The 12,001-nt window shown below is 67.6% G+C and carries 11 protein-coding genes; 6 read left to right on the top strand and 5 right to left on the bottom strand.

Annotated features, from left to right (window positions below; all coding sequences use genetic code 11):
• The first annotated feature begins 174 nt into the window (after window positions 1-174).
• Entirely contained in the window at window positions 175-1,071 is an 897-nt protein-coding gene (locus tag ACZ6DL_RS36010) for a universal stress protein (RefSeq protein WP_466057980.1), read from the top strand.
• 516 nt (window positions 1,072-1,587) lie between these two features.
• On the opposite strand, the gene ACZ6DL_RS36005 is transcribed toward ACZ6DL_RS36010, so the two are convergent.
• On the bottom strand, window positions 1,588-3,114 hold the full coding sequence (locus ACZ6DL_RS36005; RefSeq protein WP_466057979.1) for a bifunctional aminoglycoside phosphotransferase/ATP-binding protein: 1,527 nt from the start codon (window positions 3,112-3,114) through the stop codon (window positions 1,588-1,590).
• Window positions 3,115-3,267: 153 nt separating this feature from the next.
• Here ACZ6DL_RS36005 and ACZ6DL_RS36000 point away from each other — a divergent pair, with 153 nt between their 5' ends.
• The 3 genes from ACZ6DL_RS36000 to ACZ6DL_RS35990 all read left to right on the top strand — a co-directional run bounded on the left by ACZ6DL_RS36000 (window position 3,268) and on the right by ACZ6DL_RS35990 (window position 5,281).
• Window positions 3,268-3,462 carry a hypothetical protein gene (locus tag ACZ6DL_RS36000; protein ID WP_466057977.1) on the top strand — a complete coding sequence of 65 codons (195 nt, stop codon included), beginning with the start codon at window positions 3,268-3,270 and terminating at the stop codon, window positions 3,460-3,462.
• A 371-nt stretch (window positions 3,463-3,833) separates the two neighbouring features.
• Entirely contained in the window at window positions 3,834-4,826 is a 993-nt protein-coding gene (locus ACZ6DL_RS35995) for a 1-phosphofructokinase family hexose kinase (protein ID WP_466057975.1), read from the top strand.
• A 260-nt stretch (window positions 4,827-5,086) separates the two neighbouring features.
• Complete coding sequence (locus tag ACZ6DL_RS35990) at window positions 5,087-5,281, top strand: serine hydrolase (RefSeq protein ID WP_466057973.1); 195 nt, start codon at window positions 5,087-5,089, stop codon at window positions 5,279-5,281.
• Window position 5,282: 1 nt separating this feature from the next.
• Here the strand turns inward: ACZ6DL_RS35990 and ACZ6DL_RS35985 are convergent, their stop codons facing one another.
• From ACZ6DL_RS35985 to ACZ6DL_RS35970, 4 genes are all read right to left on the bottom strand, one after another.
• Window positions 5,283-6,146, bottom strand: a complete 864-nt coding sequence (locus ACZ6DL_RS35985; protein WP_466057971.1) for a universal stress protein — start codon at window positions 6,144-6,146, stop codon at window positions 5,283-5,285.
• Window positions 6,147-6,732: 586 nt separating this feature from the next.
• Window positions 6,733-7,179, bottom strand: coding sequence for a CBS domain-containing protein (locus ACZ6DL_RS35980; RefSeq protein ID WP_466057970.1), 447 nt, complete (start codon window positions 7,177-7,179; stop codon window positions 6,733-6,735).
• Between the two features lie 320 nt (window positions 7,180-7,499).
• Window positions 7,500-8,414, bottom strand: a complete 915-nt coding sequence (locus ACZ6DL_RS35975) for a universal stress protein (protein ID WP_466057968.1) — start codon at window positions 8,412-8,414, stop codon at window positions 7,500-7,502.
• Window positions 8,415-8,785: 371 nt separating this feature from the next.
• On the bottom strand, window positions 8,786-9,706 hold the full coding sequence (locus tag ACZ6DL_RS35970) for a universal stress protein (RefSeq protein WP_466057966.1): 921 nt from the start codon (window positions 9,704-9,706) through the stop codon (window positions 8,786-8,788).
• 339 nt (window positions 9,707-10,045) lie between these two features.
• Between ACZ6DL_RS35970 and ACZ6DL_RS35965 the strand changes: the two genes are divergently transcribed.
• A complete protein-coding gene (locus ACZ6DL_RS35965) occupies window positions 10,046-11,011 on the top strand; it encodes an acyl-ACP desaturase (RefSeq protein ID WP_466057964.1) in 966 nt (321 codons plus the stop codon).
• Between the two features lie 253 nt (window positions 11,012-11,264).
• On the top strand, window positions 11,265-11,912 hold the full coding sequence (locus tag ACZ6DL_RS35960) for a fasciclin domain-containing protein (protein ID WP_466057962.1): 648 nt from the start codon (window positions 11,265-11,267) through the stop codon (window positions 11,910-11,912).
• The last annotated feature ends 89 nt before the right edge of the window (window positions 11,913-12,001 follow it).

The raw sequence follows: 12,001 nt of genomic DNA, 5'->3' as shown, positions 1-12,001 counted from the left end.
ATCCCGAGTGCTGATCCGGTCCCGGCCACACCGCGCCGCCCGCTCGACGAGGTGGTTCAGCCCCTGGATCCGTCGGCCTCGTGATAGGGCGCTCGCGCCGTGGCCGAACGGCGCCGGACGAGCCGATCGATCGGCAAGAACTAGGAAACCCGAATCGGCACCGAGGAGAACGCGATGACCGAGAACTCCACCGCACGCACTGGGCAGACCGATTCGATCGTGGTCGCCGTCGACGGATCCGCAACGTCCTACCACGCGGCGGCGTGGGCAGCGGCCGACGCCGCGTTACATCGGTGCCGGTTGCATATAGTCACCTCCGTCGCCATTCAGCCCGGGTACGGTCCCGGTGCCACGCTGACCGAATCCGATGTGGAGTGGCTGCGCAGGGATGGGGAACGGGTGCTGACCGAGGCCGCTCGGGTGGCCAGGGCGGCCGCGGCGGGCGAGGCATTGGCCATCAGCACCGAGTTGACTCTCGAACCGATCATCCCGGACCTGCTGGACAGATCAAGGCACGCCAGAATGCTGGTCGTCGGCAGCCGCGGGCTCGGAGCGGTGCGCCGTGAACTGCTCGGCTCGGTGAGTACGGCGGTCACCCGCCACGCGCACTGCCCGGTCGCGGTCCTACGTCCGGGTTCGGCGCCCGATGTCGTCTCCTTCGACAAACCGGTTCTCGTCGGGGTGGACGGCACCGTCACCAGCGTGCCAGCGATGGAAGTCGCCTTCGAGGAAGCCTCGCGGCGCAAGGTCGGTCTGATCGCGTTGCACGCGTGGAGCGATGCCAGCGGCATCGACCTCGTGCCCGGATGGGATGCCGTGCGAGAGCGAGAGGACGCGTTGCTGGCCGAGAATCTGTCGGGATTCGGTGAACGCTACCCGGATGTGTCGGTGCGGCGTGTGCTGGTGCGCGACCGGCCGGTACGCTCGCTGCTCGATCAGTCCGAAGACGTTCAACTCCTGGTGGTGGGCAGCCACGGCCGCGGTGGGTTCACCGGCATGCTGCTCGGTTCTACCAGTGCGGCGCTGCTGCATTCGGTGGAGTGTCCGATCATCGTCGTGCGGGAGCGGTGAGCGCGCCCAGACCGGGCCGACCATGCAGTTCTGGGTGGGGCGGCGGCCTCGCGCCGGCCGCGGTGGCGTTCGACTGGAATGACGGTCATGCGGATGCCGCGCGGCGGCGCACCAGCCAGCGCCGCAATTCATCAGCGCCCCACACAGTCCGTAGTGGACAAGGCGCCCTCCGGCCTCGCGAGCGGTGAGTCCGGAGCGGCTGCCGCGTAGATCGCGCGACCACCGTGCCGTCACCGACCGAGCGCACCACCACCCGGCACGATGTCACCAAGCCGGCCTGCCGGTCGGCAGTCAGCGAGGTCACCACGAGGGAAGGTCTTTACGCCCTGCCGGGGAAGCCGGCGCCGATCGATGGACCACTGCCGACGGCTGCCTGCGTAGTCCTCCAGCAGCGCTGACCGCTGACTCTGCGCCCGGGGTGATCGCCGCCGCACTGTGATGTCGGGCGCGGTCGAAGGCAGTGTGCTGGTCAGGGCGCCGGCGTCTGCCCATTCGATCAGCCGCCGTATGTGTTGCTCATCCACGCCCGACGGCGGCAGCGGCCGGGACCACCGCGCCGCGCCAGGCGTCCAGCGCCGTACCGATCGAGCCTTCGATCGGCTGTGCGGTGTCGAGCACGATCGCCTCGGGCCATGGCGTCGCCGTGGCCGCCAGAGCGTCCGCGATCGCAGGTGTGGCGTCCGAGTCACCCTGCGGCCTCGCGCCGATCCGTTCGGCCGCGAGGGGCCGGGGACAGACACACCGCAGCGGTACCAGATCGCTGCGAGTCTCGTCGGCTAAGGCGGCGGCACGGGCGCGCTGGTCCGAGTCGGTCCAGCTGGCGTCGAGGATCACCGAGACTCCGTGCTCGAGCCGCTGCCGCGCCTGCTCCAACATCTGGGAATACACCAGTGCTTTCGCGGCGGACCGATAGGCACCGGCCCCGAAGACCCCTGCCGCACCAGCGATGGATCCCGTGGCGCGCAGCCCAGCGCGGACACTATCGCTCGAAATCACGACCGCGCCGGTGGCCGCCGCCAAACGGGCTGACATCGTGGACTTCCCGGTGCCGGGCAGGCCGCCGACGAGTGCAAGACGGACGGCGCCCTGTTCCAGATGTTCGACGGCGAGGTCGAGATGCCGCTCGGCACGCCCGGCGGCTTCCCCGTCCCCTTGGTCGGCGCGGATATGGTCGGTCTTCGCCCGGACCATCGCCCGATAGGCGATGTAGTGGTGCCGAAGCGACGGCGGGGGTGAGTCGCCTGCCGCGCGCAGGTAGCAGTTCAAGAACGCGTCGGATTGCTCGGGGTATCCCAAGAATTCGAGGTCCATCGCCAGGAAGGCGGCGTCATCGAGGCTGTCGACATAGCGGAGTTCATCATCGAAGTCGAGGCAGTCCAGAATGCGGAAGCCGTCCGGCAGGACGAAGATGTCCTCGGCGAGTAGATCGCCGTGACCGTCGACGATACGGCCGTCGGCGATGCGTTCCGTCAGCAGGCTGGTTCGGCCGTCGATGTAGCGCACGGCCATTTGTTCGGCGCGCGCGAGAATGCCGGGATCGCTCGTCGCGTGCGGATATTGCCGCAGAGGCCGCAATAGATTCTCCCATCGCCGACGCAATTGCGCGGGTGTCCCGGCGCGATCGATGTCGGCGCCGCGCCGTCCGCCCGCGTGGAACCGCGCCAAGGTCTCCGCGAGTGCTGACAGTTCGACGGCTTCGCCAGCCGGTTCCGCGAGTGTGGCGGACAATCGCGACGCCTCCGGCATCCGGCGCATAACGATGATCGGTTCGTCGGCGCCGCCTTCCGGGTCTGTCAGATGGGCCAGACCGAGATAGACGTCGGGTGCGAGACGCTGATTCAACTCCAGTTCTCTGGCGCACGCGCGCTCCCGGTTCTCCGGCGTGCCGAAATCCAGGAAGTCGGTGACGACCGGTTTCTTCGCCTTGTACGCACGGTCCCCGCACAGCACTACCAGCCCGGTATGCGTCTCGCGCAGTTGCGCGAACGGTTCCTGTGCGTGGGACATGGCGGGCGCGGCGCGCAAAGCCGAGACATCGAGCATGACGACTCCCTCTCGAGGACTGGTTGATCTGCCGGACGATTGGTTCCATCGCGCCAGGTAGGGAATCCCCGGCACGGCCAGTCTCGCAGCAAGCACCCCCGGCGCTCTGGAGGACGAATTCCTGTCTATCGCGGTACGAATGTCATCGGCGCAATGACCTACAGCGTCGTCCCGGCTGACTCCCTGCCGAGCGCCGATGTCGCGGTCCTGCGCGGCTACACTGGCCCGATCCATTGCCGCGCCATGTTCGCCGTCGAGCAGGCCGATGGAGGGAGATCCCCGCCCGCCGGGATCCGGTGGCCCTCGCCGCCGCTGCTCGCCGAGACGGACGATGGTCCGGCGCGGTGATCACGGGACCGGCTCGGCGTGGTGTCGATCCATAAGCGCAACCGGCCGGTCTCGCCAATACCGACGAATAGCCGTCAGGCCCGGAACGGGTGTCGAGTACAGGGACCTAAGTCCCGGCATGCGAGGGGCGGCCGACTCTGCTCCAGCCGGCCGGCACTGGGCAGAGTAATCGGCGACGGGGATGCGCCGGGACGGCGGCGTCCAGTGGTTCACCACTCTTCGCGTGGACGGGACAGCGGTCACCCTCCACAGGCGGGCCAGGGTCCGGAGAACTCGATGCTCTGAAAGATCGGCTTCAGCGACACGACCCGTGGACAAGCGCGCCGGACACCGGCCGGGTTGGTGTGGAAGGACGGAGCGAGGAGGTTTCGGTGGGCCGGATCGTGACATTGACGATGAATCCCGCGATCGATCTCGCGACTCGGGTCGAACGAGTCGTACCGACCGACAAGATGCGCTGCGCGACACCCCGCTTCGACCCGGGCGGTGGCGGGATCAACGTCGCGCGCACGGCCGCCGAGCTGGGTGTCGAGGTGACAGCGATCTTTCCCGTCGGTGGCCCGAGCGGTCGCCTGCTCGAGCAGTTGGTGCGCGACGCCGGAGTGCCACCGCGGCCGGTGCAGGTGGCCGAATCGACCCGGGAAAGTCTCTCGGTCACCGAAACCACCAGCGGCGAGCAGTACCGATTCGTCTTTCCGGGCCCTCGGCTCACCGACCCGGAACAGCATCGCTGCCTGGCCGAGGTGGAGCGTGCGGTGAGCGGCGGAAGCTACCTCGTCGCCAGCGGGACTCTGCCGCCGGGTGTGTCCTCGGACTTCTATCAGACCCTTACAGATCTCGCCCGCGACCTCGGTGTGCGCGTGGTGCTCGATACTTCGGGCATCGCGTTGCGCGGCGTCCACCGTGGCGTCTATCTGATCAAGCCCAGCGTGCGGGAACTCGGCGACTACGTCGGACATCCGCTGATCGACCGCACGGAACAGTTGTCGCAGGCTCGACGGCTGATCACCGCCGGGATGACCGAGATCGTCCTGCTCTCCCTCGGCGCCGCCGGAGCGCTCGTGGTGACACGTGAATCGCACGAATGGTTCGCGTCGATCCCGGCGCGTGTGCGCAGCGGTATCGGCGCCGGCGACGCGATGGTCGGCGGCACCACGGTGGGCCTGACACGGGGATACGACCTCGCCGACGCGGTGCGCCTGGGTATCGCCGCCGCGACAGCGGCCCTGGCCACCACTGGGACCGGCCCGGGGCGCCGCGAGCACATCGCGGAGTTGTACGGAGAACTTCTACGCGACGACAGCTGCGGTGGCGAAGCCGATGACCTCTCACAACCGACGGCCCAGCCGCGGCGGTGGCGGTAACCACGCACGTGGACGGGTCCTGAACTCGAGACGGGCCAGGACGGAGGTGAAGGGTGTCAGCGCGGCCGCTAACCGAGAGTGGTCCGGGAAGTGTGGGACGTTCGACCTCCGCCTTCGAGTCGATGTCCTCCTTCACCGCTGTCCGCGAAGCCGCACGCTGATAGTGCCGCCGATAGCAGCGAGCGATTGGAGAAGCCGTGTCGGTGAACGAGGGCATCCGGATAGCGGACCGGATCGGTCGAGTATTCAATCGGTAGGCAGTGGTGGGTGCCGCGGTCGCCGTCGTATCCGAGGGTCGGATGGAGTTCGCTGGGCACGGGATGGCCGACATCGCCGCGAACCGCCCAGTCACGCAGGACACGATCTTCCGGATCGCGTCGATCACCAAAACCTTCACCGCGATCGCGGTGATGCAGCTGTGGGAGCGGGTGAACCGTGGGTGCGCGGAGATGTGAGTCAGTTGGCCGACCTGGCGATGATCACCGGCGCTTTCGCACCGTGTAGCACCGCTTGACTGACCGAACCGAGGGTCATTCCGGCGAAGCCGCCGCGCCCGTGACTGCCCACGACGATCAACTGCGCGTTCTCGCCCTCCCCGAGCAGGCGCTTCGCGGAGCGATCTTCGACCACGATCCGCCGTACCCGTATCTCTGGATACTTTTCGCCGTGGCCGGCCAGGCTCTGCGACACCAGTTCCTCGGCTTCGTTCTGCATTTCCGCGCGCGAGATGTACCGGAAGAACTCCGACCAGGTGTGCACCGCGACCAGCTCGGCGCCGCGATGGGCGGCCTCGTCGAAGGCGATCTCGACGGCGCGGGCACCGCACGACGAGCCGTCGACGCCGACCACCACCGGCCCGTCTGGGTGCTCGCAGTCGGCGGGAATCACCGCGACCGGGCATGCGGCGTGCCGGGCCAGCGATGTGCTCACCGAACCCAGGATGCTGCGGCTGATGGCGCCCAGCCCGTGGGTGCCGACGACGAGCAGCCGCGCGGACTTGGATCGGTCGCGCAGCACCGGGATGGGCGCCGCCTCGACGAGTTCGGCGGTGATGTCGAGCTCGCCGATCGGAGAGGCCGCCGCCACGGCGTTCTTGCGCGCGGTCTCCAGGGCCGTCCGTCCCTCCTGCCGGTAGCTGTCGTAGTCGATCTGGGAAATAGCGATGCCGGGGCCGTAGTCGACCGGCGTGCTGATCGCGTAGACGATGTGCAGCGGTGCGCGTCGGCGGGCGGCGTCGGCGGCCGCCCAGCGGACCGCGGCCAGGGAGGCCGGAGAGCCGTCGGAACCGACGAGAACCGCCGGATTGATACTGCTGGACATATGACTTCCGCCTTCATCTGAGCCCCGTGGGCGAGCATCACGGGGCAACGGGCATGCTGGACTAAAAAATTGCTGGTTGACCCGAGCAGCAGGCCGCGGACCGCGACCCCGGCTACCAACCACGAGGCGATATCGATGACTACGGCAGCGGATGCCTGGTGGTGCGGGCTGTCGAGGCTGGCGGACATACTCGGTGTCCCTTCGGAGGGCGATGCTCGCGTACTCGAAGAGTAGGGATCGGTGAGTTCGCACACGGCTGGCGTTGGTCCCGAATGCTGAGGTCCTTCGGCAGCATTCCGGTTCACACCCTCCGAGGCATGGCTGGATGCGGTGACGTCTTCGGACCCGGATGTTCGTGGCCGACGCTCTCCGCTGCGCGTGTTCGCTCGGCACACCAGTGACCCCATGTCGGTCCGCCGGATGCTCATAGCCGGTCCGTTCCGGTATCGAGACCGGCATGTATGCCGGCCGCCATGCGCGGCCGGTGCCCGCCTGATGTGGTCTTTCGGCCTTTCAGCCGACCGCTCAGCAGCGCGCGGGTTTCATCGCCGACGCCTGATCTGCGGCGCAGCGAGGTGACGGATTCTCACGCGTCCTCGGTGATGGGCAGATTCGCGGCGCAGACCGCTCCCACGAATCCACCGACGGCGGTCTCGGTCAAATGGCGGGCCAGATCGGCTTCGGTGATGATGCCGACCAGGACTCCGTTGTCGGTGACCGGGAGCCGCCGGATCCGGTGCTGCCGCATGAGTGTCAGCGCGTCGTCCACCTCGGTGCCGATCTCGACGGTGTGCAGCCGTTCGGCGCCCTGTGCCAACTCTCCGGCGGTGGTTTTCTTCGGATTCGCGCCGATACCGACGACCTTCACGACGATATCGCGATCGGTAACGATACCGACGGGATGACCTTCTCCGTCGCAGATCGGCAGCGCGCCGATATCGAGTTGGCGCATCCTCTGGGCGGCTGCTTCCATAGTCTCCCGAACACTGATGTGTCGTACATCGGGCCGCATGATGGCCTGCACCGTTGTCATGAGGCGACTCCTTCCATTCCGGGCGGCCTGCTCGCTACTTCGATCATCATTCGACGGCGGCGCACGTATCGATAGGGCAGAAGGTCATCTGGCGGTGCCCGAATCAGGAGTTGCCCGCCAGACGCGCTCAGGAACGTGCCACGGCGGCGGTCACCGGTCCACCGAGAACATCGCGCGGATGACCCGTTCCCGGCCCGCTGGTACGCATGGTCGGGCCGCCGATGTAGTGCCGAAATTTCGCGCCGGTCGAGGCCATCGAGTACACGGTGCGCTCGCCTCGGAGCGGCCGTCGCCGCGACGGCCTGCGACAGCGGACACGTTCACTTCGGATGTACGACCATGACGGGACACGCGGCGTGCTGCACGAGCCAATTGCTGGTGGAGCCGAGCAGGAGTCCCCGGAATCCGCCCCGGCCGCGGCTGCCGACAACGACGAGTTGCGCGTGCTGCGACCAATCGCCCAGATGTTCCCGAGGCCCGGACAGATAGACTTTGCGGATCACGGTGACCTCCGGGTATTTCTCCTGCCAGCCCGCGAGTCGCTCGGCCAACAGCGCTCGCTCACCGATCTCCAGGTTCTCCAGTGGGATGTCGAGGTATTGCGCTCCGGCGAACTCACCGGCGGTGAGGTCGCTCCAAGCGTGGACGGTAACGAGGTCGACACCGCGTGCTGCCGCTTCGGCGAAAGCGGCGGCTATCGCCGCTTCCCCGACTTCGCTGCCGTCGGCGCCCACCACAACCGGTGCGCTGTCGCCGGTCAGCTGCCGGTCGCCTCGTACCACCACGACGGCGCCGTCCGCGTGGGCGGTCACCGCGAGCAAGGTCGATCCCAGATGAGCGATCGTGCCCGTGCCCGGTGTGGCACCGAGGACCACGAGATGCGCGTGCGCCGAGAGCGCGGTGAGCAGCGCGGCGGCGTTCTCTTCGCCGAGCTTCGTGGTTACGGACAGATCGGGGGCGACGCCATGCGCCAGCGCGCTCGCTGCGGCGAGGATCTTCGACCCGCGTGCGCGCATCGTCTCGCTGACCGGGGGCACCATCACGTCGTAAACCCCGAGCGTGGCGCGAGCCGCTGGAAGGTTCATGCCGTGCACGATCAGCAGGCGGCGCCCGCGATCCGCTGCCGTCCGGGCCGCCCAGCGGACAGCCGCCGAGCCGTGCTCGCTGCCGTCGGTGCCGACCACTACCGCAGCGGACGCGAACTCGTGCGGATTTCCCTCGTGCTGATCAGCCATGTCGCTGCCCTTCGGTATACGGATCCGTCATTTGTACGGTAGGGATCGGCACCTTCGGCGACTGCTGGCCTTGGTCCTCGACCGGAGGGTCGGTAGGCAGTTGAGGTCGATACGCCGATTCGTCTGTTCGGTGTCCAAGCGCATCCGTGGCCGCGTCGGCTGCTCGGACGTCACCATGAACGAGTTCGCATCGCCGCGAGGGCGGCGAGCCTACGCTTGCAGGCCACTGCCTTTCATGCTCGGCATACGCGGGGCACTGTCGGTGAACGGCATGGCAGCGGAGGGCGTCCACTACGAGGTATCCGGTCCAGATGGGGACGGTTGACCGCATGAGCGAGCGGCTCCGGGAAGGCGGACCGCCGGCGTGGGGTTCACGCCGCGTGCGCGACGAGGACCGGGCAATGCGCGTGCTGGACGAGGAAATTGCTGGTCGAGCCGAGCAGTAGGCCGGTGAAACCACCGCGGCCGCGGCTGCCGACCACGATCAACTGCGCGGTCTTCGACCAATATTCCAGGCGTTGGGTCGCTCCGGTCAAGTACACCTTGCGGGTCACGCGGACGTCGGGATATTTCTCCTGCCACCCGGCCAGACGTTCGGCGAGAATGGCGTCTTCCGCGGTCTCCAGGGCGGAGCCCATGAAACCGGTGTCGGCCTCGCCCGCGAATTCCTCGAAGCGTAGATCGCTCCACGAATGGGCGGCCACCAGCTCGGCGCCGCGCTCTGACGCTTCGGTGAACGCGGCGGCGATAGCGGCCTCGCTGACCGGGCTGCCGTCGACGCCGACCACCACCGGGCCGTGCTTGCTGATGTCCGGTTCCGCGCCGGTGTCGCGGACCACGACGATAGAGCCGCGGCCGTGACTGGTGACCGTGAGCAGCGTGGAGCCGAGATGAGCGAAGACGCCGGCGTCTCCGGTGGCGCCCAGTGCGACGAGATGCGCGGATTTCGAGAGATGGATCAGCAGCCTGGACGGACTCGCGTCGGAGACTTCGGTGGTGATCTGCAGGCTCGGCGCGACCTCACGGGCCAGCCGGTGTGCGCTGGCGGCTATTCCCGTGCCGCGCGTTCGCACGGCTTCCAAGATCGATGGGGGCATGGCCAGGTGGCTGCCCGTCATGGAGCGCAGGCCCGCGATGTCGAGCCCGTGGGCGATGAGCAAAGTGCGGCCTCGCCCTGCCGCTGTCTCGGCGGCCCAGCGGACGGCCCGCTCGCTGCCCGCGGAACCGTCGGCGCCGACGACCACCGGCGCCGACGCGAGCAGATGAGGGTTCTCGCGGTATGGCATGTCCATGTCTGTCGCCCTTCGGATTCGGGAATCAGCTGTTGTTCGTAGCGTAGGAAGCAGCGAGTCGATGGGCTGCTGTCGTTGGTCCTGCTCTCGCAGGCCGAAGGGCCGCAATGCCGCCGCGCCGGATCGCCCGGACGACACCGGGTATCTACCATTCGGACCACCGCGGCTGTCCGTCGATGGAACCGGGAACAGTGACACGTGACGGCCGAATTCATCGGATGAACGGGTATTCGGTCCCACATCCCCGAGGGCCTTCGGCCCTGTGCGCCGCGCGGGAACGGTGGTGGTGTGTATGCCGATCGATTCGACGCATTGGGAAAAGAGAGGCAGGCAACAGCATTGGCGCGTGACCTGACGCAGCGAGAGATTCTGGCCGAGCTGGAACCGATCGCCGAGGACTGCGTGCATCGGCACCTGTCGATGGCCAAGGACTGGAACCCCCACGACTACGTGCCTTGGGACGAGGGGCGGAACTTCGCCATGCTCGGTGGTGTGGACTGGTCTCCCGAGCAGTCCTCCCTCACCGACGTGGCGAAAGCCGCGATGATCACCAATCTGCTCACCGAAGACAATCTGCCCTCCTACCATCGCGAGATCTCCGAGAACTTCTCCCGCGACGGTGCCTGGGGTACCTGGGTCGGCCGCTGGACGGCCGAGGAGATGCGGCACAGTACGGTGATCCGCGACTATCTGGTGGTCACCCGCAGTGTCGACCCGGTTGCCCTCGAGAGAGCCCGGATGATTCACATGACCAACGGTTTCGCTTCCGGAGGAAGCGAAACCGATATCGTGAGCGGGGCGGGTTTTCTGCACTCGGTCGCCTACGTCAGCTTCCAGGAACTCGCCACGCGGGTCGCCCACCGCAACACCGGCCGGGTATGCGACGACCCGATCGCCGACCGAATGCTGCAGCGCATCGCCGCCGACGAGAACCTGCACATGATCTTCTACCGCACCATCTGCGCCGCCGCTCTGGACTTGGCGCCCGACCAGGCGATGGAAGCAATCGATGCCGTCGTGGAGAACTTTCGGATGCCGGGCGCGGGCATGCCCGACTTCCGCCGCAACGGCGTGCTGATGGCCAAGCACGGCGTCTACGACCTGCGCCAGCACCTCGAGGAAGTGCTGCTCCCGGTGGTCAGGCAGTGGAACCTTCTCGACCGCACCGATTTCGGAGCACGCGGCGAGCAAGCACGCGAGCGACTCGCCGCATTCCTCGATGACCTGCAACAGGTGCGAATCCCGCGCTTCGAACAGCAGCGCGCCCGCGCCTGGGAGCGCGAACGCGCCCGCGCAGCACGATAGCGCCCGCGACCTGGACGGCCGTCGAATGTGGCCGCGCTAACTCACAGCGAATTTTCAGCATGAATCGACGCATAAACGATGCATTCAGGGCCGTTCGGTGCAAGACTTCGTGGAGTGAGCATCCGCTCGTGCGGACCACCCGCACAGCGCGCGTGAACGCGGCGGTGGCTGTTCCGGCCTACCGCAGCGGTTCGGTACTCGCGCGTGACGACAACTACGACCGCTGAGGTCAACCTGAAGGAAGCAACCCGAGATGCGAAACGCGAAACGATCACTTCTGCTGGCTACGGCCGTCACCGCCGCCGTCCTTGGGGCGTCGGCCTGCGCGGATGACAACGACACACCCTCCGCGACCTCGACCACCAGTCCGGCCGTCACGACGACGACAGCGACGGGGGCACTCGCGTCGGCTCCCGTCGGCCCGGGCTGCGCCGCATACGCCGAACAGGTGCCGACCGGGCCGGGCTCGGTGACCGGCATGGCGACCGAACCCGTGTCGGTCGCCGCGTCGAACAACCCGCTGCTCACCCAGCTCGTCGCCGCGGTATCCGGTCAGCTCAATCCGCAGGTGAACCTGGTCGGTACCCTCGACGGCGGACAATCCACCGTGTTCGCACCGGTCGACGCGGCCTTCGCCAAGGTCGATCCCGCGACGATCGAAACGCTGAAGACCGATTCGGCCGCGCTCACCAAGCTCCTGACGTATCACGTGGTGCCAGGACGGGTGGGGCCCAACGAGATCGTGGGGGACCACCAGACCGTCGAAGGTTCCACGGTCACTGTGACCGGTAGCGGTGACAATCTCGAAGTGGCTGATGCCAAGGTGATCTGCGGCGGACTCCAGACCGCGAACGCCACCGTGTACTTGATCGACACGGTGTTGACGCCCCCTGCGGCATGACACGGCCGACCTCGGGCGGGTCGGCGGTGATCAGCCGCTCGATCCGCCCGGGTCCGCGGCCTCGTTCCGGGCCCCGCGTCGCAAAGTCG

The organism is Nocardia sp. NPDC041819, from assembly GCF_055590505.1.
This window is presented reverse-complemented; position numbering and strand designations above follow the sequence as displayed.